General features: G+C 61.3%; 27 protein-coding genes and 1 pseudogene. 9 read left to right on the top strand and 19 right to left on the bottom strand.

What is annotated here, in order from left to right; genetic code table 11:
• Positions 1-37: 37 nt before the first annotated feature.
• A complete protein-coding gene (locus NKH03_RS15135; RefSeq protein ID WP_352968990.1) occupies positions 38-1495 on the bottom strand; it encodes an NCS1 family nucleobase:cation symporter-1 in 1458 nt (485 codons plus the stop codon).
• A 336-nt stretch (positions 1496-1831) separates the two neighbouring features.
• On the opposite strand from NKH03_RS15135, the gene NKH03_RS15130 reads away from it, so the two are divergent.
• The gene (locus tag NKH03_RS15130; RefSeq protein ID WP_352871185.1) at positions 1832-2134 is read left to right on the top strand and encodes a DUF982 domain-containing protein; all 303 of its coding nucleotides are present in this window, start codon (positions 1832-1834) and stop codon (positions 2132-2134) included.
• 114 nt (positions 2135-2248) lie between these two features.
• Here the strand turns inward: NKH03_RS15130 and NKH03_RS15125 are convergent, their stop codons facing one another.
• From NKH03_RS15125 to NKH03_RS15095, 7 genes are all read right to left on the bottom strand, one after another.
• Positions 2249-2602, bottom strand: a complete 354-nt coding sequence (locus NKH03_RS15125; protein ID WP_352968989.1) for a YybH family protein — start codon at positions 2600-2602, stop codon at positions 2249-2251.
• A gap of 69 nt (positions 2603-2671) precedes the next feature.
• A complete protein-coding gene (locus NKH03_RS15120; protein WP_352968988.1) occupies positions 2672-3415 on the bottom strand; it encodes a ribonuclease activity regulator RraA in 744 nt (247 codons plus the stop codon).
• A gap of 21 nt (positions 3416-3436) precedes the next feature.
• A complete protein-coding gene (locus NKH03_RS15115) occupies positions 3437-4600 on the bottom strand; it encodes a mandelate racemase/muconate lactonizing enzyme family protein (RefSeq protein WP_352882309.1) in 1164 nt (387 codons plus the stop codon).
• Between the two features lie 33 nt (positions 4601-4633).
• Positions 4634-5731, bottom strand: a complete 1098-nt coding sequence (locus NKH03_RS15110; RefSeq protein ID WP_352882306.1) for an ABC transporter ATP-binding protein — start codon at positions 5729-5731, stop codon at positions 4634-4636.
• A gap of 10 nt (positions 5732-5741) precedes the next feature.
• On the bottom strand, positions 5742-6632 hold the full coding sequence (locus tag NKH03_RS15105) for a carbohydrate ABC transporter permease (RefSeq protein WP_352882304.1): 891 nt from the start codon (positions 6630-6632) through the stop codon (positions 5742-5744).
• Entirely contained in the window at positions 6629-7588 is a 960-nt protein-coding gene (locus NKH03_RS15100; protein ID WP_352968986.1) for a carbohydrate ABC transporter permease, read from the bottom strand. The genes NKH03_RS15105 and NKH03_RS15100 overlap by 4 nt, the downstream gene beginning before the upstream one ends.
• A 77-nt stretch (positions 7589-7665) precedes the next feature.
• Positions 7666-9144 carry an ABC transporter substrate-binding protein gene (locus NKH03_RS15095; protein ID WP_352882299.1) on the bottom strand — a complete coding sequence of 493 codons (1479 nt, stop codon included), beginning with the start codon at positions 9142-9144 and terminating at the stop codon, positions 7666-7668.
• 214 nt (positions 9145-9358) lie between these two features.
• On the opposite strand from NKH03_RS15095, the gene NKH03_RS15090 reads away from it, so the two are divergent.
• From NKH03_RS15090 to NKH03_RS15060, 7 genes are all read left to right on the top strand, one after another.
• Positions 9359-10069 (top strand): GntR family transcriptional regulator, encoded by a 711-nt coding sequence (locus NKH03_RS15090; RefSeq protein ID WP_352871200.1) that lies wholly within the window; start codon positions 9359-9361, stop codon positions 10067-10069.
• A gap of 52 nt (positions 10070-10121) precedes the next feature.
• Positions 10122-11288: a mandelate racemase/muconate lactonizing enzyme family protein gene (locus NKH03_RS15085; protein ID WP_352968984.1), complete on the top strand. Its 1167-nt coding sequence runs from the start codon at positions 10122-10124 to the stop codon at positions 11286-11288.
• 57 nt (positions 11289-11345) lie between these two features.
• On the top strand, positions 11346-12701 hold the full coding sequence (locus NKH03_RS15080; RefSeq protein WP_352968983.1) for a mandelate racemase/muconate lactonizing enzyme family protein: 1356 nt from the start codon (positions 11346-11348) through the stop codon (positions 12699-12701).
• A gap of 57 nt (positions 12702-12758) precedes the next feature.
• Entirely contained in the window at positions 12759-13955 is a 1197-nt protein-coding gene (locus NKH03_RS15075) for a mandelate racemase/muconate lactonizing enzyme family protein (protein ID WP_352968981.1), read from the top strand.
• 340 nt (positions 13956-14295) lie between these two features.
• Positions 14296-15036: a metallophosphoesterase family protein gene (locus tag NKH03_RS15070; RefSeq protein WP_352882293.1), complete on the top strand. Its 741-nt coding sequence runs from the start codon at positions 14296-14298 to the stop codon at positions 15034-15036.
• A 20-nt stretch (positions 15037-15056) separates the two neighbouring features.
• Positions 15057-16466, top strand: coding sequence for a protein kinase domain-containing protein (locus tag NKH03_RS15065; RefSeq protein WP_352968980.1), 1410 nt, complete (start codon positions 15057-15059; stop codon positions 16464-16466).
• 93 nt (positions 16467-16559) lie between these two features.
• Positions 16560-17066: a hydrolase gene (locus tag NKH03_RS15060; protein ID WP_352968979.1), complete on the top strand. Its 507-nt coding sequence runs from the start codon at positions 16560-16562 to the stop codon at positions 17064-17066.
• Here the strand turns inward: NKH03_RS15060 and arcC are convergent.
• The 8 genes from arcC to trxC form a co-directional block, all read right to left on the bottom strand.
• Entirely contained in the window at positions 17063-18004 is a 942-nt protein-coding gene (gene arcC, locus NKH03_RS15055) for a carbamate kinase (protein ID WP_352968977.1), read from the bottom strand. The two genes, NKH03_RS15060 and arcC, sit on opposite strands and share 4 nt — an antisense overlap.
• Before the next feature lies 1 nt (position 18005).
• Positions 18006-19007, bottom strand: coding sequence for an ornithine carbamoyltransferase (gene argF, locus NKH03_RS15050; protein ID WP_352968975.1), 1002 nt, complete (start codon positions 19005-19007; stop codon positions 18006-18008).
• 17 nt (positions 19008-19024) lie between these two features.
• Entirely contained in the window at positions 19025-20239 is a 1215-nt protein-coding gene (locus NKH03_RS15045; RefSeq protein ID WP_352968974.1) for an arginine deiminase, read from the bottom strand.
• A 13-nt stretch (positions 20240-20252) separates the two neighbouring features.
• Positions 20253-21719, bottom strand: a complete 1467-nt coding sequence (arcD, locus tag NKH03_RS15040) for an arginine-ornithine antiporter (RefSeq protein ID WP_352968973.1) — start codon at positions 21717-21719, stop codon at positions 20253-20255.
• Between the two features lie 138 nt (positions 21720-21857).
• Positions 21858-22448, bottom strand: a complete 591-nt coding sequence (locus NKH03_RS15035) for an NAD(P)H-dependent oxidoreductase (RefSeq protein ID WP_352968972.1) — start codon at positions 22446-22448, stop codon at positions 21858-21860.
• Between the two features lie 32 nt (positions 22449-22480).
• On the bottom strand, positions 22481-22867 hold the full coding sequence (locus tag NKH03_RS15030) for a hypothetical protein (protein ID WP_352871218.1): 387 nt from the start codon (positions 22865-22867) through the stop codon (positions 22481-22483).
• Between the two features lie 89 nt (positions 22868-22956).
• Positions 22957-23175, bottom strand: a complete 219-nt coding sequence (locus NKH03_RS15025; RefSeq protein ID WP_352968971.1) for a hypothetical protein — start codon at positions 23173-23175, stop codon at positions 22957-22959.
• Positions 23176-23250: 75 nt separating this feature from the next.
• Positions 23251-23700, bottom strand: coding sequence for a thioredoxin TrxC (trxC, locus tag NKH03_RS15020; protein ID WP_352871221.1), 450 nt, complete (start codon positions 23698-23700; stop codon positions 23251-23253).
• A 126-nt stretch (positions 23701-23826) separates the two neighbouring features.
• Between trxC and NKH03_RS15015 the strand changes: the two are divergent.
• A pseudogene (locus tag NKH03_RS15015) lies at positions 23827-23910 on the top strand (hypothetical protein); the annotation flags it as partial.
• Between the two features lie 36 nt (positions 23911-23946).
• Here NKH03_RS15015 and NKH03_RS15010 read toward each other — a convergent pair.
• The 3 genes from NKH03_RS15010 to NKH03_RS15000 form a co-directional block, all read right to left on the bottom strand.
• A complete protein-coding gene (locus NKH03_RS15010) occupies positions 23947-25500 on the bottom strand; it encodes a bifunctional aminoglycoside phosphotransferase/ATP-binding protein (protein ID WP_352968970.1) in 1554 nt (517 codons plus the stop codon).
• Positions 25501-25550: 50 nt separating this feature from the next.
• A complete protein-coding gene (locus NKH03_RS15005) occupies positions 25551-25949 on the bottom strand; it encodes a c-type cytochrome (protein WP_352968969.1) in 399 nt (132 codons plus the stop codon).
• Between the two features lie 120 nt (positions 25950-26069).
• The coding region (locus NKH03_RS15000) for a hypothetical protein (RefSeq protein WP_352968968.1) at positions 26070-26307 on the bottom strand (238 nt) is incomplete at its 5' end.

Here is a 26307-nt window from a genome sequence, read left to right as displayed (position 1 = left end):
AAGCGGTTCTCTGCTCCCTAGCACCTACTGCCTCATTTCAAGCCTTTGCCGTCTTCGCTCCGGCGCTCAAAGCGGCGGTGCGCAGGACGTAGTAGATGATGCCGGCGATCGCCACGCCGAAGAACCACCCATAGACGCCCCACCAGGACGGCAGCCAGTTCGTGAAGTTCGGCAGGATCGACGAGAAGATGGCGCCGATGCCGGCGGCGATGAAGGCGTTGACGTGCCAGCCGCCTTGGAAGCGGAACTCGCCGTCCTCGCGATAGAGCGCCTCGACGTCGACCTCACCCTTCCGGATCAGGTAGTAGTCGACCATCATCACGCCGAAGATCGGCCCCATCGTCGCGCCGATGACGTTGACAAAGGAAGCGGCACTGCCTTCCCATGGCGCGAAGGGATAGAGCAGCAGGGCGATCACGGCCGCGATATAGCCGCCCTTCTTGAAGTCGATCTGCCTGGGAAAGACGTTGGAGAAGTCGAAGGCCGGCGAGACGAAGTTCGCCACCACGTTGATGCCGAGGGTTGCAACCGCAAAGGTCAAGGCTGCGAGCGCCGCCAGGAACCAGCTGTCGAATTTCGCCGAGATCTGGTCGGGATGCAGCAGCACTTCGCCATAGACGTCAAAGGCGGCAATGGTGGTGACGCCGGCGACCAGCGAGAACAGGATCAGGTTGATCGGCAAGCCCCAGATGTTGCCCTTGCGCAGCGATGCCTTGTCCGGCGCGTAACGGGCGAAATCGCAGAAATTGAGATAAAGCGCCGAGAAATAGGTGACCCAGATCGCCGCCACCGCAAACAGCGACGTCCACGATCCCGGCGTGCCGGGCACGCCCGCATCCTTGGTCTTGTCCAGCAGCACGTCCATGGGGATGTCGCTGGTGAAGGCAAATCTCCCGGATTTGACGCAGAGATAGATCGCCAGGATCAGCATCATCACCCAGACTGCCGGTCCTGCCCAATCCTGGAAGCGACGCACCGTCTCCATGCCGTTCTGGATGATCAGCAGTTGCAGCGCCCAGATGACCACGAAGCAGATCACCTCCAGGCCGGTATGGCCGAGGAAATGCGTGTTGGCGTTGAAATCGGCAAACCATTGCGAGCGGATCAGCAGCGCCACGATCGCGCCGGAGGCGGCGGCGGTCTGCGCGCCATACCAGAAGCAGGCGACCACCGCGCGCACCAGTGCCGGTATGTTGGCGCCCCAGATGCCGAAAGAGGCGCGGGCAAGCACGGGGTAGGGCACGCCGGTTTTCACGCCGGCATAGCCGACCATGTTCATCAGCGCGTAGATGATCAGCGAGCCGATGCCGATGGCGATGAGGAAATTGACGAAACCGCCACAGAACAGAAACAGGCTGGCGGCCAGATAGTAGCCCCAGAGGCTGTGAACGTCCGACGTCCAGACGTTGAAGATCGAGAATGGTCCCCAGTTTCGAATTTTGGCTGGCGCCAGATCCTCGTTGTACAGATCAGGTGAAGCACCCTGTATTGTCATTGCAATGTTCCCCTTTTGCAGCACGCGCCCTCACGCGTTGGCCGCGTGCAGGGTAAGCCTGACGCAGGGGAACCGACAAGCAACCTATTTGCCGGCTTTGGCCTTAAAGATATTCAATAAGAACCGCGCTTATCGGCAGGAGTAAGCTGCTGCCGGGATGCCTCCACGGCGATTCGAATTTCGCCGATTTTGTCGCGAGAAACGCGGGCCGAAGTCTGCCCGTTTCTCGCCACCAAGCTTTTTTATGCGGGATCATCTTTTTTTCTGGAACCAAATGCCTATTCGGGAGTTTAATGGGGTTCGATCGAGCGGAGGCGATCGGCCGGGAGGAAACTTATGGATCGCTTGCATTTCTTCACGCCCGTGCGCCTTGCGCCCGGGCTGGGATACCCAGTTCAGGAAATCGACAGCGTTGCCGAAGCGATGGTGTTCTTGCGCAAGTGGCCAACAGGGCGGCGCGGACCGGTTTACCAGTGCGCCTTGAATTGCTGCTCCGCTGCGCTGTCCGGCAACATGTCGGCCGAGGAAGCGAGGAAGGCTTTTGCCGGATTTGCCCGCATCACCCGTCTGCTGGACGACGACATGGCGCTGCCGATCGGTGGCGAAAACACGGAAAACGTCCAGGCGTTGAGGCGGTAGGCGCCGGATCTGTTGACCTCGAAGCTGCGCCCCGTGATGGCCGTGGCAGGGTCTGTTATGCGCCTCCGGCGAGGAGGCAAGCCAGACGAGCTGGCCCAGAGCCAATGCCTTATCTCAAGTCACGGAATAACGATCGATTACCCAAAGCCAACTGCCATCGCCTTGCCGCCGGGCTACCTCGCTGGTCACGTCACCGTCGGGAAGTCGGGTCGATGTAAGCGCGAGATCGCCGCAAATGAGCGCCGGCTGCTGCTCGCCCACGGCAAACTTTCGTCCTGACGCGACGATCTCGACATAGTAGCCGCGAATGGCCTCCCTGCCGCGCAGCAACCGTCCGCCACCGCGGTCGATCACCGCATCGGGTTCGAACAGAGCGATCATGCCGTCGACGTCGCCCGCGTGCTGCCGCGAAATCAGCAAGGGCTCCAGTTGCTGGGGGTCGTAGACAGGCTTTCTCTCCGCGTTCATGCTGACCTCCGCTAATCCGCGAACGAAAATCCTGCCGCAAACTGGCGCCCGTGCCCTGGTGATTCCACGTCAATCCATCAGGCGATTGGTTTTGCGCCACTCTTCATATTCGCCGCGGGCATCGTCATGCAGCGGATAGTAGCGCTGCAGCGGACCGCCCTCCAATAGCTTCATTCGTGAGAACTCCTCCCAGTCGTGATGCTTCTGGGATTCTTCGATTACCTGCGCGGCCATTGCGACGGGAAGCACCACCACCCCGTCGTCGTCGGCGACGATGATGTCGCCGGGGATCACCGTGACACCGCCGCAGGCAATCGGAACGTTGACGGCATTCGGATAGATGCTGGTCTGCACATGATAATTTGGCGTCCAGCCGCGCAGCCATAGGGGCAGATCGAGCTTTTCGACATTGGGCCGGTCGCGCATGCATCCATCGATGACGATGCCCGCGCCGCCTCTGCCCTTGAAATATGTCGACATCATATCGCCGAAGACACCCGAGCTCATGTCGCCGCGCGCGTCGACCACGACCACATCGCCCTCTTGCGCGTGATAGAGCACGTGCCGGTGCAGTTGCGTCTCCGGATCGGCATATTCGCCCTCGGTGAACAGGTCCGGCCGCTGCGGCATGAACTGCAGTGTCAGCGCCGGCCCGACGATCGATTTCCCGTGGTTCTGTGCCATCGGACCGATCATGTGCGGGTTGCGGAAGCCCATGTGGCCAAGTGTGCCGGCAACGGTCGCGGCGCCGATCTCCTTGAGCGCGTCGATCAGATCTTTAGGCGGCCGCGTGATGTCGAGGGAATGCGTCATTGTGGACTCCGTTGAAGCAAACTACCAGTTCGTGACAGAACCGTCGCGGCGCCTAAGGTGAGGCGCTTCCCAGAAACGCGAACTCTCCGCCTTGACCGCTTCTTCATTGACCTCGACGCCGAGCCCCGGCATCTCGCTGACCGGATAATCGGTCCCGTCGAGCCGGGGCTGCACGGGGAAGAAGTCGGAATTGTCGAAGCCCAGCTTTATTTCGGGCGCCCTCGTCTCGAGCCACGCGAAGTTGGGTACCGCGGCGGCGAGATGCACGCTCGCGGCCGTGCAAACTGGACCAAGGGGATTGTGCGGCATCAGGTCCACATAGTGGGCCTCGCTCCAGCCAGCGACTTTCATCGCCTCGGTAAGCCCGCCGACATTGCAAACATCGAGCCGGTTGAACTGGTGGATGCCGCGCTCGATGTAGGGCAGGAACTGCCACTTGCTGGCAAATTCCTCGCCGATGGCAAAGGGGATGTCGGTCATCGTGCGCAGGGATTCGTAGGCCTCCGGCGTCTCGTCCCGTATCGGCTCCTCGAGGAAATCAAGCACGCCGCGGCCGAGCTTGTTGCAGAAGCTCACCGCCTCTGCCACCGACAGCCGATGATGATAGTCGAGGCCGAGGACGACCTCGTCGCCCAGCGCCTCGCGCGCCTTGTTTAGCATCTTCGCGGTAGCGCCGATCGACTCGCGGGGCTCGAAGATGTCCCTGCTGTTCTGCCCGACGGGGAAGAAGCGGACCGCCTGCCACCCCTGTGCGCGCAGTTCGCGGGCTCGTTCGATGGCGATATCGCCCTCGGCCTCGTCGCCGGTCGAGGCGAAGGTGGGGATGCGGTCGCGCTGTTTGCCGCCTAGCAGCTCGTAGACCGGCACTTCCAGCGCCTTGCCCTTGATGTCATGCAGGGCGATGTCGATGGCGGAAATCGCCGCCTGCAGGACCCGCCCGCCCTCGAAGTATTGGCTGCGATAGGCTTCCTGCCAGATCCGCCCGATCCGCATGGGATCGCGACCGATGAGGAACTCGCGATAATGCTCGACCGCGCCGGCCACGGCCTTCTCGCGACCGCTCAACCCGCTCTCTCCCCAGCCGAAGATGCCTTGATCGGTCTCGACCTTGACCAGCATCTGGTTGCGCGTTCCTACCCACACTGGATAGGGCTTGATCGCGGTGATCTTAAGCTTCGTAGTCATCCACGCCCACGTTCCACACGCATCCGCCCTGTCTCAGTCGGCCCTGAGGGCCATTTCGGTTTCGCCGTCGAACAGATGCATCCGCTCCTGGTCGAACTCGAGCCAGATCTGCTCGTCAGGTGCGACGGCGATATTGGGGGACACGCTGATGTTGACGATGGCGCCGGAGAGGAACGCCTGTACGAAGGTCACGTCCCCTGTTGGTTCCACCGTATAGGCCTTGGCCGGAATGGCACCGGGGACTGTGCTCTTGTGCAGCTTGATCGTCGAGTGTCGCGCTCCGAGTACGATTTTCTTGCTGGTCGCGCCCTGGACCTTGCGCGCGTTCAGTTGAGACAGCTCGAGGCTCCAGCCCTCCGCGCCGATCAACACAGTGTTGCCGTTTGCCGTCGACGCCTCCAGCGGAATAAGGCTCATCGCCGGACTGCCGATGAAGCTGGCGACGAACATGTTCACCGGATGGGCAAAGACCTGCGCCGGTGAATCGTATTGTAGCAGGTAGCCGCCGTTCATCACCGCCATCTTATCGGCCATGGTCACGGCTTCGAGCTGGTCGTGCGTCACATAAATGATCGTCGCCTTGAGATCCTGGTGGAAGCGCTTGATCTCCGACCGCATCTGCACGCGCAGTTTGGCATCGAGGTTGGAGAGCGGCTCATCCATGAGGAACACCGCCGGGTCGCGGACGAGGGCGCGGCCGAGCGCCACACGCTGCTGCTGCCCACCCGAAAGTTCGCGCGGCTTGCGCTCGAGCAGGTGCGTCATGTCGAGCACTCGCGCCGCTTCCTTGACCTTCCTGTCGATCTCGTCCCGGGGCAGTTTGCGCATCTGCAGCGGGAACGCCAGGTTCTTGTAGACCGACTTTTGCGGATAGAGCGCGTAGTTCTGGAACACCATTGCGATGTCCCGGTCCTTAGGGTCGAGATCGTTGACCAACCGTTCCCCGATGACGATGTCGCCCGATGTGATCGGGATCAGCCCCGCGACGAGATTGAGCGTGGTTGTCTTGCCGCAGCCTGAAGGGCCGACAAGCGCAACGAACTCGCCGTCATTGACGGTCAGCGAAACGTCGTTGACAGCTTTGAAGCCGCCATAGGTCTTGACGAGATCTTTGAGGACCACGTGGGCCATCGGCAACTCCCTAGTGCTTGACCGCGCCTTCTGTAAGGGCGCGTACGAAGTATCGTTGCAGGATGAGGAACAGCACCACGACGGGCACGCTCATCATGAAGCTGGCCGCCATCAGGCCTGGAAAGTCCGTCGTATTTTCCGAGAAGAAACGCTGGATGCCGACCGGCAGGGTCAATTGGTCGTTCTTGGAGAGGAAGGTGTAGGCGTAGATGTACTCGTTCCACGCGCCGATGAAGGAATAGATCGCGGTGGCGATGATGCCGGGCGTCGAGAGAGGCATCACGATCAGGATGAAGGCCTGGAAGCGCGTTGCGCCATCGATGCGCGCCGCCTGCTCGAGCTGGACCGGGATGTTGTCGTAGAAGCCCTTGAGCAGCCAGATTGCCAGCGGCAGGCCGAAGGTGAGGTAGGTGAGGATAAGCGAGCCATGTGTGTTCACCAGCCCAAGCATGCGCATCAGGATGAAGAGCGGCACGAGAAAGATCACCGCCGGGAACATGTTGCGCAGCAGCACGGCGAAGAACAGGAAGTTCCGGCCGGGGAAACGGAAGCGCGAAAACGCGTAAGCTGCAGGAACAGCCACGATCACCGAAAGGACTGTCGTGACGGTCGATACGAACAGGCTGTTCCAGAAGAAGCGGAGAAAGTCCTGGCCGACGCTGCTCTGCGGATCGAGCAGCTTCTGGTAGCTAGCGAGGGTAGGCTCGTCCGGCCACCATTGAGGCGGAAATTGGGTCGCCGCGAATCCGGACTTGATCGAGGTGATCAGCATCCAGATCATCGGCGCCGCAGTGTAAAGCAGCATGAACACGAGGAACATGCGCCCGGCCCATCGCCATCCGTCGACGCGCATGCGGCGACGGGTCTGGCCTCGAGGAGCTGACTCGGCGGTCGCGCTCATGAGTTCCCCTCTTTTTCTTCGTTGCCGCTCAACGCGCGGACATAGAAATAGCCGAGCGCCATCAGGATGAGGAACAAGAGCACCGAATAGGCCGAAGCGACGCCCCAGCGCTGGCGGCCGAAGGCGAGCTCATAAATGTGCGTGATCCAGATATGCGACGCGTTCGATGGCCCGCCTCCCGTCATGATCCAAGGAATGATGAAGGAATTGAAGTTGGCGACTGCAAGCAGCAGGATCGTCACCGTCGAGACGTTGCGCAAGTGCGGGAAGGTGACGTGCCAGAAGCGCTGCCATGCATTGGCCCCGTCGACTTCCGCTGCGCGCAGCAACTGCTCGGGGACTGTCTGCAGACCGGCCATCATCATGATCATGGCGAACGGAAACTCGCGCCAGATATTGACGACGATCAGCGAGGGCAGCACCGTGTTGACGTTGTCGATGAAGTTCGGCGGCCGGTCCGCCAATCCGAGGCCGACCAGCACCGCGCCGATGATTCCGAAGTCCGAATGATAGATCCACTTCCAGATATAGGAGGCGGCAACCGCGCTGATGACCCACGGAATGATCAGGATGGCGCGCAGGACACCACGGCCGATAAAGTCGCGGTGAAGCGCCAGCGCGGCGCCAAACCCCAGTGCAAAGGAAATGAATGTGGATCCCAGTGTCCAGATCAGCGTGTTCCAGGTGACCTTCCAGAACACCTCGCTGGTGAGGATGGCCGTGTAGTTATCGAAGCCGACGAAGCTCTTGTCGCGGAGCTGCAGGCCAGGCGGCGTCTTGAAGAAGGACAGCTCGATCGTGTAGTAGATCGGATAGGCAATGACGATGAGCATTACGGCGATTGCAGGGAGCACATACGCGTAGTCAGCGCGATGCTCCCATATCTTCCGCGGCACGCCGGCCCTAACGGGTTGCAATCTTCGGCGAGCCTCGGCCTTGCCGGTCACGATCATCACTGTGGCGTGCCCTTATTCTTCGGAACGAACCGGCTGCACGATCGGCGCAGCCGGTCAGGTCGCGGGTCAGGCTCGGACTAGAGTCCGCCCATCAAGTCCTTTACCTTTTTGGCCGCGTCCTCCGCCGCTTGGTCGACGGTCATCGCTCCGGTCAGGGCATTCTGCAGCATATCCGGGATTATGATGTTCATGATCTCGGGGGACTGCGGCAGCGCGGGGAACGGGATGCCGTATGGCAGCATCGAGGTCGTGACATCGAGGAACTTGATCTTGTCCAGACGCTCCTTCATCCATTTGGTCTTGAAGCCGTTGAGGTTGCCGGGGTTCGAGCCGGCGTAAGCCATCTTCAACGACCACTCCGGGCTGGTCCACATGCAGATGATAGCCTTCGCGGCCGGCTCGTCCACCTTGCCGCCCTCGACATATTCGGGCTTCAGGATATGAATGTTCGAGCCGCCGAACACGACGGCGCGCTTGCCGTCGGGGCCAGTCGGAATGAGGCCGTAGCGCATGTTGTCGATGACGGTCTGGGCCTTGTCCTTGTCGGTGCCCGTCGCCTTCTTTTGCAGGTCCAGCATCACATTGTAGTCGGACGGGTGCGAGATCATCATGCCGAGCTGGCCGGCGACGAACAGTGGCTGGTTATCGGCCTGCTGGTTCGTGAGCGCCGAGACCGGAACCGACTTGTCGCGAACATACATGTCGTACGAGGCTTGCAGCGCCGCCTTGCTCTGCGGGCTATCGAGCTCGACCTTATCATAAGTCGGGTTCACCGCCGCTTCATCGAAAACACCGCCGCCATAGGCCCACAGCTGTGGCATGAAGCGATACGGCGTGTTGCCTGCGTTCTTGCGAGCCACGAGGCCGTAGCCGGCAATGCCGAGCTTGTCATGGATCTGCTTGGAATACTTGACGACGTCGTCCCAAGTTGCCGGAGCCTTGTCCGGATCGAGCCCCGCACGCTTGAAGATGTCGGCGTTCCAGATGAACGCCATCGTCTCGTTGTTGGTCGGGATGCCGTAGGTCACGCCCTCCCAGGTCACGGCCTTCATGGCGCCGGGCCAGAAATCCTCGGCCGAGTACCCCACATCCTCGGGCTTGAGCGGCTCCAAGTAACCCTTTGAGGCGAACTCGGTACCACCCAGGATTTGCAGGCGCACCGCCATCGGCGCGGCGTTGCCCAGGAGCGCCGTGCGGAACTTGTCGAGAAGGTCGTTATAGGTGAGGGCTTGATCCTCGAGCTGGATGTTCGGATAGGTCTTGCGGAAGGTCTCAAAGAAGTCCTTGTAGTATTGGCGCAGGAGGTCGGGGTCGCCCTCGAACACGCCCTGATACCAGAAAGTCAGTCGCCCCTTGTAGTCGAGCGGGGTGACCTTGGCGCAATCGGCCGCCGTGTCGAAATCCTGTGTGCCCGCGATGGAGCGCACATATTCGGGCGACCACTTGCTCAGGTCGACCGGTGGCGCGCCCAGCGCCGATGTGGACATCAGCGATGCTACCAGCACAGGGACGACAGTGCCGCGCAGGACCGCACTGCCGAGTGTAATCCTCGTCATAGGTATCCTCCTGGTTCTCCCATGCCGCTCTTGGGCCGAGGCAAAGCGGTCGTTGCTTGTCGACCGCGGGGAGTCGTCTCGGCTCTATGTACCCCATCGATCACTTAGTACGTTTTCAGATCATAGATTGCCTGTCAACGCACCGGATCGTACATTGTTTGCGAAAGCCGTGTGTGATATCGGGCAAGATGTGTATTAATTTGGAGAGCCGGCCTTGGCCGAAACAAGCGATTTCAAAGCCATGCCGCCTGCGGGGATTGATCCCATCGGGGCCTCCAGCGAGGGCGCCTCGCTTTATGAACGGATCAGGGAAGACATCATCGAGGGACGGCTTGCCGCCAACGAACGGCTTGTGGTCACCGATCTCGCCCGGCGTCATGGCACCTCGACCAACCCCGTGCGCGAGGCGCTGCAGCTGTTGCGTGGGGAGGGCTTTGTCACCTTTGTCGCCAACCGCGGGGCGCGCGTCCGCCCCATAGATCAGGATTTTGTCCGGGATATCTACGAGATCGGTGTCCTGATCGAGCCAGCCCTGACGCGATGGTTTGTCAATATGGCTACCGGCGAGGACATCGCCGAACTCGAACGTCTCCAAGGCCTGATTGAAGAAAACAACTTCGCCGACACTTTCCGGCACAGTGAGTTGGATACCGCCTTCCACACGGTGATGTACCAGCGTCACTATAACCGCCATGCCGCCGAGCTTTGGTGGAAGCATCGCGAAGTGCTGCGAGCCGTGAGCCGGCGTTTCAATTTCACGCTCGCGCGGCGGGCCGCCATCATGCGTGAACACCGCGAACTCATCGCGCTCGTAAAGGCGGGAGAAGCCGACAAGGCGGCCGAACTCGTTTCCCGCCACGTCGAGGGTTCCGGCCGGCACGTTCTCGAACAGATGCGTGCGCGCAACGCCGCTCGGGCTGGATAGATGCCCAGTCCAAAACATCGTGGCCTGACTATTTCAATCGAGGCAAATTGAGATGAAAATCACGAGCGTTCGGCCGTGGCTGATCAGGTCCGATGCATCCTATTGGGGGGAGTTCCTGTTCGTCGAGGTGACGACCGACGAAGGGGTGAGTGGCTGGGGAGAGATCACCACCACCACAAGGCTCGCCAACCGCGCCCTTTGCACGATCCTGCGGCAGATCGGTGTCGCCGTGACAGGCGAGGATCCAGCGCGTATCGAGCATCTCTGGCACAAGATTTTCCGCAGCTTCACCTACATGGGCAGCCGCGGCGCCGCCGTCGAATGCGTGAGCGCCATCGACATCGCCCTCTGGGACATCCGGGGCAAAGTCCTTGGTAAGCCGATATACGAGCTGCTGGGCGGACCGGTGCGCGATGAAATAGCGCTCTACACCCATCCCAACCAGGCCAAATTCACCAGCAAGGAAGCCGTGGTCCGCGAGATTCTGGATATCGTCGAGTCCGGACACACCGCGCTCAAGTTCGATCCATTCCCCCACCAGGGTCGCAGCGCCGACGGCCTATCCCGCGAACAGCGGGACGGCTACCTCGATGGCGGCATGAACCGCAAGGACGAACGCGAAGCCGCCGAACTCACGGCTTTGATCCGCGAAACGGCGGGGCCCGATATCGACATTCTTGTCGACGCGCATGGCCGCTTCGACGTTCCCACCGCCATTCGCCTCTGTCGGAGTCTCGAGGAAGCCGGACAGATCGACTGGTTTGAGGAACCCTGTCCGCCCGAGAGCCTTAACGCCCTCAAGCAGGTGCGCGAGAAGGTCAGCACAGCCATCTCGTGGGGAGAGCGCGGCCATACGAAGTGGGATTTCGTCCCGGTGCTCGAGAACAGGCTCGCTGACTACATCATGCCGGACGTTACCTGGACCGGCGGCATTACCGAACTCAAGAAGATTTCCGCCCTGTGCGAAGCCTACTACATCCCGGTCTCGCCACATGACGCCGCAGGGCCGATCAACGTGGTCGCGGGAGCGCAGGTGATGATGACCGTTCCCAATTTCTACAAGCTCGAAACGTCAGAGTGGAACCTGGGCAAATACGATCATCTCATCGACAAACCACTCGACGTGTCGAACGGCAGCCTCAAGCTGTCGTCGAAGCCTGGTCTCGGTATCGAGATGGACCGCGACTACCTGCAGGCCCATGAGATTGAATTGGGCTAGCAACGACCTGTGCGGGCATGTGGCTAACAAGCCCGCCGACCAGAACGAGGATAAGCCATGCCAAATACAGGCAGCGCCGACGAAACGCTCAACCGGGTGAACACCAACTCCAAGCCGTCCGACCTTTGCATCACCGACATGCGGGTAGCCGAAATCGTCGGCGCGCCGTTCACCTCGGCGCTGCTCAAGATCTACACCAACCAGGGCATAGTCGGCCTGGGCGAAGTGCGCGACGGCGCCAGCGCGACCTATGCGCTGATGCTCAAGAGCCGGTTGCTGGGCGAGAATCCCTGTGACATTGACCGACTGTTCCGCCGCATCAAGCAATTTGGGGGCCATGGGCGGCAGGGTGGTGGTGTCTCGGCAGTCGAGATCGCGCTGTGGGATCTCGCGGGCAAGGCCTATGGCGTCCCCATCTACCAGATGCTTGGCGGCAAGTTTCGCGATCACGTGCGCGTCTATTGCGATACCGATGCCGAGAAACCGAGCGGCACTGAAACCGGAAAGCGCCTCAAGGAGCGCATGAACCGCGGTTTCACCTTCCTCAAGATGGACCTTGGCTTGATGCAGATCGCCCATGTCCCGGGCGCCGTGGCCGCTCCCGCCGGCGCGCTCGAAGGGTTTTACGCCAACCCGCGCGGCCGTGGCGCATCCCTCGAAGAGCGCAAGGCTCGCAATCTCGCCTACGACGCGCAGAACGTGCCGCATCCCTTCACCGGCCTTCACTTCACCGAAAAGGGCATCGACCTGCTCGATCAGTATATCCACGAGGTCCGCGAGGTGATCGGCTACGAGATCCCGCTCGCCATCGACCATGTCGGCCACGTCTCGCTGCAGGACGGCATCCGTCTCGCCCGGCGGATCGAGAAATACGCACCGGCCTGGCTCGAGGACGTGATCCCCTGGCAGTACGCCGAGCAGTATCGGCGGTTGCAGGAGGCAACGTCCGTGCCGATCTGCACGGGTGAGGACATCTACCTCAAGGAAGGTTTCGAGCCGCTGCTCAACTCAGGCATCTCGGTCATCCACCCGGACTTGCTTACGTCAGGCGGCATACTCGAGACCAAGAAGATCGGCGACGCGGCGCAGGACCATGGCGTTGCCATGGCCATTCACATGGCGGAAAGCCCGATCGCCGCGATGGCCGCCGCGCATGTCGCGGTGGCCACGGAAAACTTCATGGCGCTCGAATATCACAGCGTGGAAGTGGACTGGTGGGACGATATCGTCACGGGCTTGCCCAAGCCGCTGGTCAAGGACGGGTTCATCACCGTGCCCGACAAGCCGGGCCTGGGCATCGACGACGTGGTCGATGAAGTCATCAGCCAACACCTGCAGGAAGGGATCAAAGGCATCTGGCAGCCGACCGATCACTGGGACGACGAATATTCCTGGGACCGGACCTGGAGCTGACCGCCTCACATCTTGAGGGAAGGCCCACCTTTTGAGGGAAGGCAAGAAAGGGGAAGCATGAAGATCACCGATCTCCGGTGCGCCGTCATCGGCAAACATCCCATCGTCCGCATCGTCACCGATGAAGGCCTTCATGGCCTCGGCGAGGTTGAATACACCAAGCCATATCTCAAGCCCTGGGTCCTGCATTTCCGTGAGGCGTTGATCGGCGAGGACCCAACCGACGTCGAACGCTGCATGCTGAAGATCCGCCAGCGGGGCTCGTTCAAGCCCTACGGTGCCGCCGTCAGCGCCATCGAGCACGCTCTCTGGGACATCGCCGGCAAGGCGGCCGGGGTTCCGGTCTACAAGCTGCTCGGCGGCAAGGTGCGCGACAAGGTTCGGGTCTATAACGGCTCCATCCGAAAAAAGAGGACCGGCGACAAGCCCGAGGACTACGCGGCAGACGTCAAATGGATGATGGAGCGGCCCGAGAACTTCTTCATGGTCAAGCAGGGCATCAGCTTCCACTCCAACATGAAGACGAGCGTGCCCGACTTCCACTATGGCGTCCGTCAGCCGCCGACCTATCATGGGGCGATGGACCAAGGGCAGATAAGCGAGCGCGGCATGGCGCATATGATCGAATGCGTCATCGCCATGAAAGAGGTGCTCGGCGACCAGGTCTCTCTAGCCCTGGATTGTGGCCCTGGCTGGTTCCTTCCGGACGCGATCCGCTTCGCGCGGGCAGTCGAGAAATACAATCTGATGTGGCTGGAGGACATGCTGACGGGCGATTACGTGCCCTGGGTCAATCCGCAGGCCTACCGCGAACTCACGACATCCACGTCCACCCCCATCCACACGGGAGAGCAGATCTATCTGCGTCATAACTTCAAGGAACTGATCGAGACGCAGGCGGTCCGCATCATCGGTCCGGACCCCGCCGATATCGGCGGCATAGCCGAGCTCAAATGGGTGGCCGAGCATGCCTACATGCACTCGATTATGATGGCGCCACACGGCACGGCGAATGGCCTCCTTGGCCTCGGCGCGCTGATCAATGTCTGCGCCACACTGCCCGCCAACTACATCGCCTTCGAATATCCCAGCGCCTCCGACCCTTGGTGGGAGGATATCGTTGTCGGCCTGCCGACGCGGATCGTGAGGGATTCGATGATCGACTTGCTCGAAGCTCCAGGATTGGGCCTCGACATCGATGCCGCGGGCGCGAAGAAGTATCTTAGGGAAGAGGACGCCGATTTCTTCGACTGAATAAACGATCGCGCACCGTTGCGATCGATGTTGATGGCAACCTGCATGGCGAACAAGTAGTAAAGGCCCGAAATTCAGGGATCGATGTGCTTGTCATCCCCGCGGATGAAGAAAGCCGTGGCCAGGGAGATGCTCGTCTTCTGATCCGCGGCGCCCTGCCTTGCTGGCATCATATTCCGGCAGAGATTATATGGCGCCAGTACCCGATGTCCGCACAGTCGAAGGTCACATTCCACTATGTCGGAGGCCCTCCCGGTGATTGCGCGCGGGCCTTGAGCAGGATCAAATCACTCGCTGTATTCGCCGTACTATGTTTCGCCGGTGCTTGGGATGACGTTGGATGCGCATTGCAATACTGTCTGACATCCATGCCAATCGCGAGGCATTCGACGCGGTCCTGGAGGTTGTTCACGAACGTGGTTCAGACGAGTTGGTATTGCTCGGCGATCTGGTCGGCTACGGTCCCGACCCCATCTACGTGGTCGAGAGGGCTGCCGATCTGACGGCGCAAGGCGCGCTCTGCATCATGGGCAACCACGATGAGGCGGTGGCGCGGAACCTACGCGACATGACCGAGAATGCGCGGTTTGCTGTCCAGTGGACCCGCAAATGCCTTGCTCCGGCGCATTTCGATTTCCTGGCGCGGTTGCCGCTTTCGCTGCAATCTGAAGACCGGCTCTATGTGCACGCCAGCGCGGAACGGCCAGGAAAATGGCCCTATATACGTGACGTGGATGCGGCGGAACGCTGCCTGGCTTCAACCGATGCTCGTTTCATTTTCTGCGGCCATACGCACATTCCGGCCATCTACTACACGCTGCCCGTGCGCCGGCCGATGCATTTCCAGCCGCTCGACAATGTGGCGGCGCCATTGTCCGAACTGAGGCGGCACCTTGTGATTGCCGGGGCGGTCGGTCAACCGCGCGACGGCAACCCGGCGGCATGCTTTGTTCTCATCGACACGGAGCGGCGCGAGGTCACGATGGTGCGTGTTCCCTATGATCACGAAGAGACAGGCCGCAAGATCCAGGCCGCCGGCCTGCCTGGATGGCTTGGCATGCGCCTGAGGATCGGCCGCTAGGCTTCGAGGAGACATATTTGATGCAACGATTTGAGGCGGGGACAGTCATCGATGGGTTCGAGCTGGTCGAAAAGTTGCCATCCGGCGGAATGGCATCGCTGTGGCGGGTGACCAATCCGCGCTATGATTTCCCGCTTGTGCTGAAGATACCCTTTCTCGACCCGGGCGGGGATGTTTCGGTCATCCTCGGTTTCGAGGCGGAGGAACTGATCCTGAAACGGCTGTCGGGACCGCATGTGCCGCGTTTCGCGGCATCCGGCAGCCTGGCGCGGGTTCCCTACATAGCCATGGAGTTCGTGGCCGGTTCGGGCATGGCGGGTATCGTTGGCAACGCACCGCTGCCTGTGGACGAGGTGGCAACGATCGGCACCGAGATCGCCAGGGCACTCGCCGCCCTGCACCGGCAGAAGGTCGTTCACCTCGATCTCAAACCCGAGAATATCATTCTCGCCAAGCGCGGCGCGGTGCTTCTCGACTTCGGGCTCGCCTGGCATGCAGAGCTTCCCGATCTTCTCGGCGCGGAAAGCTCGGTGCCGATGGGCACCGCCGCCTATATTGCGCCGGAACAGGTGCTTGGCGAACGATCCGATCCCGCGAGCGACTTGTTCGCACTGGGTTGCATCCTTTATCAGTTGGCTACGGGCGAGGAGCCGTTCGGGCGACCGGCGACTTTCGCGGGAATGAAGCGCAGGCTCTATCATGCGCCCAAGCCGCCGCGAGACATCAACGAAACCGTTCCGCGGTGGCTGGAGGCCATCATCCTGCGATGCATGGAGGTCGACAGGTCTCAACGATATACCGAGGCGGCGCATGTTTTGTCCGATCTGAAGAACCCGGATCAGGTGGTGATTGCCAAGCGCAAGCCCCGGGACGAGGGGCTGTGGGCCGCCATCGCCAAGCTGTTTCGCAAGACCGATGACAGATCGCTTGTCGGTAGGTCGACCTCGTCGAGGACACACGCCGGCCCTTCAATTGTCCTTGCCGCGGTCGATCTGGCCAATGGCGGCGATGCGCTGGCAGGCGAGGTTCTCAACGAAACCGCCCGCGTGCTTGCCTCGCGAGAGGATTCCTGGTTGGCCTGCGTGACGGTCCTGAAAACCGAAATCATCGGCGGGACGCCGGCAGCGGATGAGACCGGGCGCTCGGTTTACCTGAAGCGGCTCGTCGCGATGAAGGAGTGGGCTCGTCCACTGCATTTGCCGGAAGACCGCATCAGCTATCACGTGCTTGAGGCGGTCAGTCCCGCCGATGCGATCCTCAACTACGCCGAGCACAATGACGTCGGACACATCGTCGTTGGAGCCCGAGCGTCGTCGGCAATCCGCCGTCACCTCGGCAGCGTCTCGACCAAAGTCGTTGCACAGGCCCTTTGCTCGGTTTCAGTTGTCCGATTGAAGGTAGTCGAGGAACAAGGGCGGTGGCCGCCTTGATGCGCTTCGATCGGGATTCAGTGCCGTCTTGACAAGGATCAATGATGGCTGGGCTCAATGCCCGTCAGATGGCTGTTCAAATGAGGAGCAGCCATGAAGACGAATGAAACGCCTCGATACGACGCGAGTGTCAACACAACCGGTTGCTGCCCCAAGTTCAATCCCGAGGGTTGGGACAGCCAGGAACTGCACTTCAAGGACAAGCGGTTTGTCAAAGCCACAACCCACAGCGTCATGCACATCCCGATGAATATGGGCAGCGTGTTCGCGCGCGTTAACAAGCACATGGACGACGCCGGCGCCTCCGACGAAGATCAGTTCATTGTGCTCAGCAGGGACATCTCACCCTGGAGCAGCGAGCATCTGTTTGCGGTTTCGAAGCCTGTGCCCGGCGAGAAGATCACTACGCTGACTGGAGACCTCATAACGAAGGTGTTCGAGGGCCCGTTCAGCCAGGCGAGGACCTGGGATGAGGAGATGCGGCAGATTGCGCGTGCTCGAAACACCGAGCCAAGTGACGTGTACTTCTTCTACACGACATGTCCGAAATGCGCCAAAGCCTACGGCAAGAATTATGTCGTCGGTGTCGTGGCTGCCTAAAACCTCCGAGGCTCGATGGGTGAGGGCAGAGCGTCGGCTTCGAACCAGGTGCCGCGTTCGCCCGTCACAATTTCTACGGCGTCATCAAGCTTGCCGATTGCCGCAGGCTTGCCTGTCGCTTCAATGAATTCGATTGCAGCGCTGACCTTCGGTCCCATGGAGCCGGCCGGAAAATTCTTCCCGGATAGTTCCTTGGGGCTCACGCGCCGGAGCGCCCGAGCAGTCGCCGTTCCGTAGTCGACATAGACGGCGTCGACATCGGTCAGCAACAGCAGCATGTCGGCCTTCAATTGACGCGCAAGAAGCGAGCTTGCCAGATCCTTGTCGACGACGGCCTCCACGCCGCAAAGACTGCCATCTACCCGGGCTATCACTGGAACCCCGCCGCCGCCGGTGCAGATGACGATCACACCGCGTTCGACAAGGAACGAGATCACAGCAGCTTCCAAGATCTCCAGCGGCCTGGGCGAGGGCACGACACGGCGCCATTTGTCGCCATCGGGCGCAATCCGCCAGCGGCGTTCGATGGCAAGCTTGCGTGCCGTTGCCTCGTCGTAGACCGGGCCGATAGGCTTCGTCGGGTGAGCGAAAGCAGGATCGTGCGGATCGACCTTCACCTGCGTCAGCAGGGTCGCGAAAAGCCTCTCTTTGAGGAGATTGCCGAGTTCCTGCTCAATGACGTAGCCGATCATGCCTGCGCTTTCGGCGCCAAGCACATCGAGTGGAAATGTGCGGCCATCTGAAGTTGCTGCGGCCTGGAGGGCCAGAAGTCCCACCTGCGGTCCGTTGCCATGCGTTATTATGATCGAGTGCCCTTCGCCGATCAGATCCGCCAATACAGCCGCAGCGCGCACGATGTTGGCACGCTGGTTCCCGGCCGTCATGGGTTCGCCACGGCGCAGCAGTGCGTTTCCGCCGAGCGCAACGACGATCCGCATCTCAGTTGCCGATCGTGGCGACGAGCAAGGCCTTGATCGTGTGCATGCGGTTTTCGGCCTGGTCGAAGACGATCGACGCACCCGACTCGAACACCTCGTCGGTGACCTCCATGCAGTCGATACCGTATTCCTTCGCAATGAAGGCACCGATCTCGGTATCGGTGTCGTGGAACGCCGGCAGGCAGTGCATGAACTTGACGTGTTGATTGCCGGAGGCAGCCATAACCTCGCTGGTGACACGATAGGGCATCAGAAGGCGAATGCGCTCGGCCCAGCCCGACTTGTCCTCGCCCATCGACATCCAAACGTCGGTGTAGATGAAATCGGCATCCTGGACGCAGCCAGCCACATCCTCGTCGAGCCGGAAACGGCCACCGCCGCGGTCTGCCAGGTCCCGGACATGGGCACAGAATTCCTCGTCCGGCCAAAGCTCCCTCGGCGATGCGATGCGCATGTCGATGCCGACCTTGGCTGCTCCGAGTGCCAGCGACAGCGCGACATTGTCCCGACCTTCACCGACGAAGGTGACGGTCATATCCGACAGGTGCTTGTGCGTGAATTCACGCATGGTCATGAGGTCGGCGAGGATCTGCGTCGGATGCGCCTCGTCGGTGAGACCGTTGTAGACCGGCACGCCGGCGTGCGCGGCAAGCAGTTCGGCCTGGTGCTGGCCAAAGCCGCGATACTCGATCGCATCGTACATCCGGCCAAGCACGCGGGCGGTGTCCTTCATGGATTCCTTGTGGCCGATATGGCTGCCGGTGGGGCCAAAGTAAGTGACGTGGGCGCCCTGATCGTAGGCCGCCACCTCGAAACCCGTGCGTGTGCGCGTCGAATCCTTCTCGAAGATCAGGGCGACATTCTTTCTGACAAGCCGCGGTATCTCGTGCCCGGCGAGCTTGGCCGCTTTGAGATCGGCGGCGAGCTTGAGAAGAAACCGGATCTCGTCGGCCGTGAGGTCGTCCAGGGTCAGGACGGAGCGGCCATGAAGATTGATCGCCATGGGGATTTCCTTTCGGGTCAAATCGGGTCGCGGACAATCGGACAGGTCATGCAGTGACCGCCGCCGCGGCCGCGGCTAAGCTCGGCGCCTTCGACCGTGATCACTTCAATTCCGGCGCGGCGCAGGAGTGTGTTGGTGTAGACGTTGCGGTCGTAGCCGATGACCACGCCGGGCTCGACCGCAACGACATTGTTGCCGTCATCCCACTGCTCGCGCTCAGCTTCGTAGCGGTCGCCGCCGGTGGCGATGATCCGCAGCGACTTCAGTCCAAGGGCTTCGGCAACCACAGCCGTGAACGGTTTCGTCTCATCCGTGACCTCGACCGCCGCTTTTCCGTCGCCTGGCCGCAGCGAGAAGGTGCGCAACCGGTCCACCACCGGCGGGTATACGGTGACAAGGTCACGATCACAGAAGGTGAAGACGGTATCGAGATGCATGAAACCGCGGTCCCGCGGCATCAGGGCGGCAATCACGCGTGTCGCTTCACCGGCAGCGAACAAGCTGCGCGCAAGGTCACCCACGGCTTGCGGCGTGGTACGCTCCCCCATGCCGACGAGGACCGTTCCGCCACCGATCGGCATGACATCTCCGCCTTCCAGGCTGGTACCAGTGCCCAGATCTGGTGAGACGAAAGGAATACCGCCGTCGCGGAAGCGGGGATGGAAGCGGTAGACGGCTTCGACATTGGCCGCTTCCGGGCGCCTGGCGGGCCAGTACATGGAATTGACGGAAACCGAGCCGTAGATCCAGCAGGAACTGTCGCGGGTAAAAAGCTGGTTCGGCAGCGGCGGCAGTACGAAATCCTGGGGGGCCAGCGTTCTTCCGGTCAGCCCTTTGGGCTCGAAAGGAAGCTCCGCCCGGGCAATGCCGCCGACAAGGTAAGACGAGAGCAACTCTGACGGCATCTCGTTGAGCCATCCGCGCATCTCGTCGACCATGTCGAGCCCGACGACGCCGGGATGCACCCGGCGGTCGAGAAGCCAGTCGCGGGCCTTGTTCAGGCTCATCGTCTCAGCCAGGAGTTGCCCGAAGGAATGCACCAGCACGCCGCGTTCACGCAACGCATCGACGAAGACATCGTGCTCCTGGCGAGCCCGCTTGACCCACAGCACATCGTCGAAAAGCAGCGCCTTGCAGTTCTCCGGTGTCAGCCTGCGCAGGCTGAGATCCGGGCGATGGACCATCACCTCGCGCAGACGGCCGACTTCGGAATGCACACCCAGGCTTGTCATCGCGCCGCTTCTCTCACAGCGGGCTGACGGCGCCGGTCCACATCTCGTAGACGGCGAGGATGGCGACAGCGATGAGGGTTGCGGCGAGGGCTGCTTCGGCAGGATGGAACACACGCTGATCGGTTTCGCGGCGCGCCCACACGTAGAAGATGATGCCGGGCGCATAAAGGATCGCGCACATGAACAGGTATGCAGGTCCCGCTGCGTACACGAGCCACAAACCATAGACCGTTGCCAGCAACCCCGCGAAAAGCGGACCGGCGCGTTGTTCATTGCTCTCGTAGCTTTCTCCGGTCAGCGCGAGCTTGGCGGCGTAGGCTCCGGAAAAGATGTAGGGCACCAGAATTGCGGCCGACGCGATGTAGAACAGCGCTTGATAAGTGCTTTGTGCGAAAAGTGTGATCAGCAGGAACGCCTGGACGAGCAGATTGGTAATCAGAAGGGAGATCGAGGGCACGCCACGCTCGCTTTCCCGGCCGAAGAATTTCGGCATTGTCCCGTCCTTGGCGGCGACATGGGGAATTTCGGCTGCAAGCAACGTCCAGCTCAGGAAGGCGCCGACCACCGACACCACAAGCGCGATGTTGATGAGGATAGCGCCCCAGGGACCGACAACCGCCTCCAATACGCCCGCCATTGATGGGTTCTTCAGCGCGGAGAGTTCAGGTTGGCTGAGGATGCCGAGCGACAGCAGCGACACCAGAGCGTAGAGCGCAAGGCAGGTGAAGAAACCGAGAATTGTCGCCATGGCAATGTCCTTGCGGCGCTCGGCCCGGCCGGAAAATACGCTGGCGCCTTCGATGCCGATGAACACCCACAGGGTCACCAGCATTGTGCTTTTCACCTGTGCGGTGATCGAGCCGAGACTGGCGTTGCCCAGACCCGTGAAGTCGAGGGACCAGACTTGCAGTTTGAAGGCAACGGCAACAACCCCGGCGAACAAGACGATCGGAGCGATCTTCGCCACCGTTACAATGAGGTTGATGATCGCCGCCTGCCGGATGCCGGCGAGAACCAGGATATGGATCAGCCACAAAAGGATCGATGCGCCGAGCACCGCCTGCCAGGTGTTTCCGTCGCCGAACGCGGGAAAGAAGTAGGACAGGGCGCTGAACACGATCACCGCGTAGGAGACGTTGCCGACCCAGGCACTGATCCAATAGCCCCACGCGCTGGTGAAGCCGATGAAGGGACCGAAGCCGGCCTTGGCGTAGGCGTAAGGCCCGGCGTCGAGCTCGGGCTTGCGGGTTGCAAGCGATTGATAGACGAAGACCAGCGCCAGCATGCCGACCGCGGTGATGGCCCAGCCAATCAGGATTGCGAGGGGACCAGCACCTGCCGCCATATTCTGCGGCAGGCTGAACACGCCGGAGCCGACCATCGAACCGATCACCAATGCGGTCAGGGAACCCAGTCGAAGTTTCGTTGGCGCCGCGGTCGCGACTTTGCGAACAGGGATGTTGAAATCAGCCGTAGTCATGATGCTCTCCCAAAATTTGAAGGCTCTGATGGGTGGTAATGAAGCCGGGAAAAGAGCCGGCGGCCTTGACGCGGGTCAAATCGATTTTGGCAGCAAATGGTGGTGTCGCGTTGCTGCTCGGGTATCAGGATCGCTGGCCTAAAGCGCTCGCTCGCCGAGCGTGCGCATCTGTCGGATCCACTTCGCCCGCTTTGCATCGCTGGCGCCAGCGACCATGCCGAACAAGGTCTCGCGCACCGGACTGATGCCGACAAAATGCAGGATGCTTCGCCGCATGCCGGCGATGCCGTGTCCGAGGAACCATAGGCGGTAAAGAACAGAAGGCATGCCCATCGTCACCAGGACGCGCGCGGAGCGGCCGCGGAGCAGCGTCCTGGTGAACCCGCTGCCCTTGTCTGGGTACGCAAAGGCTGTTCCTGGTCGCATTACCTGCTCCAGAAATGCCTTGAGCATGGCCGGCATCGTTCCGAGCCATAGCGGGAAGACAAAGACAATGTGCTCGGCCCAGACGATCGCTTCGGCGGCATCCCTGAGGCTCTCCGGGATTACGCCGTGTTCGAAATCCCGCATCGTGCGCAGCATCGGAAATTCGATTGCTGCCAGATCGACCCGGCGGACGGCGTGTCCTGCCTGTTCCGCGCCCTCGCCGTAGGCCTGGGCAAGACCGCGGCAGAGTCGGTCCGGGGCGGGATCGGGGTGGCCGACTACGATGAGGACGCGTCGCGACATGGTTTACCTCCAGGGAGTTTGCCCCAAACGGGTCAAGGCCGTTCCACTTGTGCCACCTGGTAGGTGTGCATGGTGCCGTTGCGCGCGATCGACACATATTCGCCGGTCACGAACCGCTCATCGCCGAGATGAAAGCCGATCTCGTCGTCGCGATCGCCTTCGGCATAGTCGAAATACCATTGCCCGCCAGGCTTGCGCCTCAGCCGGCCGATCAGATCTTCCTCGCCATTGCGAAACCGGCGAACACGGCAAGAAGCCTTGTGCGATTTCCACTCTTTCGCATCGAGCCGGCCTTCGCCAGTCAATGGGGCGAGCACATCGTAGCCCTCCTCGCGATCACCTTCCGGATGGCCTTTTTCGCGGGCGAGCAGCAACCGAACATGGCGGAAGTTGGGGGTGAGGTCCTTCAAACTTGTCATGGCAAACTCCTTTCATTGGAGTCCCATAGAACGGTAGAGGGCCTTGGCCCTTGATCCGTATCAAAGGAGGCTCGACAACCGTGCTTCTATCAAGGGCTGACCAACAACATGGCGCCGTAGCCGGCGGGCGCGGCGACCAGGGTCGCGCCGGCCAGCGGCAACCAGAACCTGATTGGACCGGCAAATGCCGCCAGCGACAGCCGGCCGATCGCATTTGCCCCCAGCGCCGGCCTGACCGATAGTGTCGACGGGGACCGACTGCTTGACCACCGCAACGCACTGAGCACCGAGATATCGACATCGAACATGCCTGCCAGCGCCGAACTTGCCAGCACGCCGCAGCCGCCGAAATGAGCTGCCAGCCCTCCATTGCGCGGCGACTTTCAAGCGGTGATCGTCGGCAAGCGGTCGCGAATCCACCTGACAATCTGGCCCGCTGTCATTGCGCCGGATGTGCGCGCGATTTCGCGCCCGCCATGAAAGAGGATCATGGTCGGGATGCTGCGAATTCCGAGCCTTGCGGCGACAGCCTGCTCATTTTCGGAATTGAGCTTGATCAGGCGAACATGCGGCTCGAGTTCAGTTGCCGCCGCTTCATAGGCCGGTGCCATCATCTTGCAGGGGCCGCACCAGGGTGCCCAGACGTCGACGACAACGGGCAGGCTGCCGCGCGCGATCTGACGATCGAAAGTCGCGGCGTCGACGTCTTCAGGGTGCCCCGAAAATAGCCTGGTCCCGCACTTTCCGCATTTCGCCTCCATTGCATTGCGGGCCGGCGGCAGGCGGTTGATCCCACCGCATTTGCCGCAAACCACCAGATTCTGCTGTGCCATGGCCATTCACCGATTTTGATATCGTCCACTATGCGCGCCCGAGATGTCCATCGCCAAGGGCGCGCAACGCATTCAGGATGACCGCTACGTCGATCCCCTCCTGAAGCAGCGCACCGGCAACGGGCAATTCCCAATCCGCGCAAATTCATCTCGGCCGCCCGTGCGGCGGCACGCGTCAAGCCGGTGATCGCGATCAAGTCGGGCCGGCACAACGCTCGATCTCCGTTGAGGTCGATCACCTTGCAGTCAGGAGGCTGTGCGCAGGGTTTCGAAGGTACCGCTATCGGAAAACCTTCTCAACTCCGAGACGATATCGGTAGGCCCCCGACCAGCGTCGACCTTTCGCCAGGTAGATTGAGTGGCATTTCGCTGCAATTGCCGCGAGAGGATATCGATGGTGGCGTCTGAAGGACCCCCCTTGCGCTCGCTGACCCGTTGCCAGAGAACAAGCGGATCGGCTTCCAGCCAGAATCCGGCGACAGCCACGCCCCTGTCACGTGCCGCCTTCTCGATACGGTCACGATCGGCAGGCCTGTCAAACACGGCATCAGCGACAACCGATCCACCCTCCGCGAGGATCAGGCCGGCCCGCCACGCCATTTCGCGGTAGACGCGGTCGGAGACCTCTGGTCGATAGGCTCTATCCGGCAGCCTGGTCTCGGCCGGCACTCCGTGCATGGCCTTGCGGATACGGTCGCTTTCGACAATGCGGGCGCCGGGCGGCGCGCCGACATGGGCGGCGAGCGCCTCCGCAACGGTCGTCTTGCCGGAACCGCTGAGGCCGCCGATGGCAACGAGCCGCGGCGGTGCTTCCTGGAGGAAGTTTCTGGCAAGGTCGAAATAGGATCTCGCCTCGGCAGTCAACGTGTCGGAATCGACACTGCCTTCCTCGACTTGCGTCGCGGTGACATGGGCGCGCACGGCAGCCCGCACCGCCATGAAAAAAGGCAGCAGGATGAACCCGTCCTCGTCGTCAGCCTCATCGAGATAGCGATTCATCACAAGATTGGCGAGCTGCGGAAAACCGCGATGCCAAAGGTCCATCAACAGGAAGGCAAGGTCGTAGAGGACGTCGACAGTTGCAATCTGGTCGTTGAATTCGATGCAATCGAAGAGGCGGGGCTCGCCGTCGAAAAGGCAGATGTTGCGCAGATGCAGATCGCCATGGCACCGGCGGATCTTACCTGCTGCTTCCCGGCGGTCGAGCAATCCGGAATGCCGGGCGAGGGCGGTGCGGAAGGCCTCGGCAAAAGTCTCGATCTCCGGTTTTGTGAAAACATGGCTGGTCGCAAAGCCGGCCTCATTGATGTCCAGCACACTCGCCAGATTGGTTGAGCCGCTGCCATGGTGGATCGTCGGGGCGGTACGGTGGTAGCCGACGATCATGCGCGCAACCGCGGTCATCAGCGCCGGCGACAATTCTCCGGCGGCTGTCATACGATCGAGAAGCTTCGACTGGTCGAAGCGGACCATCTCGATCGCCGCGTCGACCATTTGGCCGGTGCCATCGAAAGCCAGTTTGCCGTCGGCTTCGCGCGTAATGCGACGCACCCCCAGATACAGGCCGGGTGCGGTCTTCGCGTTGAGTTCCACCTCTTTCTCGCAAGCGGCAAGCCTGAGCGCCGGCGCCGAGAAATCCACATAGGGCAGCTTGACCGCGCGTTTCATCTTGTAGGCCCGCCGGCCGATCAGAAAGATACGCGAGATATGGGTTTCGATCGCCTCGACCGGCTCGGTCGTGCCATATGAAGCAGGATCGAGCAGAAACGCGACAGCGGCTTGCTGGTTCTCAACGATCATGTCTGCCTCCTTGTGCCGGTGTCGCGCGCAAGCGTTTCCAATCCGGCGTGCTATTGCTGCAATGTCTGGACATAACCAGCCAGCTCATGAATCCGTTCCGTGGTGACGATCTCTCCAGCGTTTGGGCCGTATTTCCTGGCGTCATCGGGGAGGAATTGGCGACCCCAGACCGGCATGTCCCGATCGCCATGCTCCGGCACCATGGTGCGGCCATCGATCACCGCGAAAACGCGCCAGTAGGGGAACTCGCCGCCGTTGTCTTTCGAAAGACGGGTGAGGTCAGCCGGGCGCTTCACCAATTCGTCGCCGAGCGGTCCATCGCCGCTGCCCTCGGGACCATGGCAGACGGCACATGAGTTCATGTATTCAGCCTCGCCATCGCCCAGTTCCTGGGCGGCGGCCGCATTCAAAGCCAAACCCGCGAGCGCCAGCGCGATCGAAAATTTCATCTGCGTTTCCCCGACTGATTGGCTGAAGCCTACAACCTTGGTTCGCGAGCACGTTGATGCGGATCAAGTGGCGCTGCACCAAAGATGTTTGATTCAGCGCAATGAACCCACCAGCCCTTCTCACTTCCGCTTGCGCAGCGATACGAGGAGTTTGCGGCGTCCGGACCGAGCCAGGGCGAGGGCGATCTGAAGCTCGCCGCTGAGCGGATTTTCGGGGGTGTCGCCAAGTCGAGGATCGACGTTCGGTCGCTGCCGGTCTTGATGGCGCGATAGCAAGTCAACGGCAGGAAGAAACGGGGGGGGGGCGAGCGGCGGGCCGAGCGAGTTATTGAGAGCTAGAAATGGAGGAGAAAAACCG

The organism is Mesorhizobium sp. M1406 (assembly GCF_040317555.1).
Classification (GTDB): Bacteria; Pseudomonadota; Alphaproteobacteria; order Rhizobiales; family Rhizobiaceae; genus Mesorhizobium.
The sequence above is the reverse complement of the archived record's forward strand: the minus strand, read 5'-3'. Positions and strand labels throughout refer to the sequence as shown.

What these genes read in the sequence shown, in the direction of transcription:
- NKH03_RS15135 (WP_352968990.1), bottom strand. Translation starts at nt 1,495, where the DNA reads ATGACAATACAGGGTGCTTCACCTGATCTGTACAACGAGGATCTGGCG.
- NKH03_RS15130 (WP_352871185.1), top strand. Translation starts at nt 1,832, where the DNA reads ATGGATCGCTTGCATTTCTTCACGCCCGTGCGCCTTGCGCCCGGGCTG.
- NKH03_RS15125 (WP_352968989.1), bottom strand. Translation starts at nt 2,602, where the DNA reads ATGAACGCGGAGAGAAAGCCTGTCTACGACCCCCAGCAACTGGAGCCC.
- NKH03_RS15120 (WP_352968988.1), bottom strand. Translation starts at nt 3,415, where the DNA reads ATGACGCATTCCCTCGACATCACGCGGCCGCCTAAAGATCTGATCGAC.
- NKH03_RS15115 (WP_352882309.1), bottom strand. Translation starts at nt 4,600, where the DNA reads ATGACTACGAAGCTTAAGATCACCGCGATCAAGCCCTATCCAGTGTGG.
- NKH03_RS15110 (WP_352882306.1), bottom strand. Translation starts at nt 5,731, where the DNA reads ATGGCCCACGTGGTCCTCAAAGATCTCGTCAAGACCTATGGCGGCTTC.
- NKH03_RS15105 (WP_352882304.1), bottom strand. Translation starts at nt 6,632, where the DNA reads ATGAGCGCGACCGCCGAGTCAGCTCCTCGAGGCCAGACCCGTCGCCGC.
- NKH03_RS15095 (WP_352882299.1), bottom strand. Translation starts at nt 9,144, where the DNA reads ATGACGAGGATTACACTCGGCAGTGCGGTCCTGCGCGGCACTGTCGTC.
- NKH03_RS15085 (WP_352968984.1), top strand. Translation starts at nt 10,122, where the DNA reads ATGAAAATCACGAGCGTTCGGCCGTGGCTGATCAGGTCCGATGCATCC.
- NKH03_RS15080 (WP_352968983.1), top strand. Translation starts at nt 11,346, where the DNA reads ATGCCAAATACAGGCAGCGCCGACGAAACGCTCAACCGGGTGAACACC.
- NKH03_RS15075 (WP_352968981.1), top strand. Translation starts at nt 12,759, where the DNA reads ATGAAGATCACCGATCTCCGGTGCGCCGTCATCGGCAAACATCCCATC.
- NKH03_RS15070 (WP_352882293.1), top strand. Translation starts at nt 14,296, where the DNA reads ATGCGCATTGCAATACTGTCTGACATCCATGCCAATCGCGAGGCATTC.
- NKH03_RS15065 (WP_352968980.1), top strand. Translation starts at nt 15,057, where the DNA reads ATGCAACGATTTGAGGCGGGGACAGTCATCGATGGGTTCGAGCTGGTC.
- NKH03_RS15060 (WP_352968979.1), top strand. Translation starts at nt 16,560, where the DNA reads ATGAAGACGAATGAAACGCCTCGATACGACGCGAGTGTCAACACAACC.
- arcC (WP_352968977.1), bottom strand. Translation starts at nt 18,004, where the DNA reads ATGCGGATCGTCGTTGCGCTCGGCGGAAACGCACTGCTGCGCCGTGGC.
- argF (WP_352968975.1), bottom strand. Translation starts at nt 19,007, where the DNA reads ATGGCGATCAATCTTCATGGCCGCTCCGTCCTGACCCTGGACGACCTC.
- NKH03_RS15045 (WP_352968974.1), bottom strand. Translation starts at nt 20,239, where the DNA reads ATGACAAGCCTGGGTGTGCATTCCGAAGTCGGCCGTCTGCGCGAGGTG.
- arcD (WP_352968973.1), bottom strand. Translation starts at nt 21,719, where the DNA reads ATGACTACGGCTGATTTCAACATCCCTGTTCGCAAAGTCGCGACCGCG.
- NKH03_RS15035 (WP_352968972.1), bottom strand. Translation starts at nt 22,448, where the DNA reads ATGTCGCGACGCGTCCTCATCGTAGTCGGCCACCCCGATCCCGCCCCG.
- NKH03_RS15030 (WP_352871218.1), bottom strand. Translation starts at nt 22,867, where the DNA reads ATGACAAGTTTGAAGGACCTCACCCCCAACTTCCGCCATGTTCGGTTG.
- NKH03_RS15025 (WP_352968971.1), bottom strand. Translation starts at nt 23,175, where the DNA reads ATGTTCGATGTCGATATCTCGGTGCTCAGTGCGTTGCGGTGGTCAAGC.
- trxC (WP_352871221.1), bottom strand. Translation starts at nt 23,700, where the DNA reads ATGGCACAGCAGAATCTGGTGGTTTGCGGCAAATGCGGTGGGATCAAC.
- NKH03_RS15010 (WP_352968970.1), bottom strand. Translation starts at nt 25,500, where the DNA reads ATGATCGTTGAGAACCAGCAAGCCGCTGTCGCGTTTCTGCTCGATCCT.
- NKH03_RS15005 (WP_352968969.1), bottom strand. Translation starts at nt 25,949, where the DNA reads ATGAAATTTTCGATCGCGCTGGCGCTCGCGGGTTTGGCTTTGAATGCG.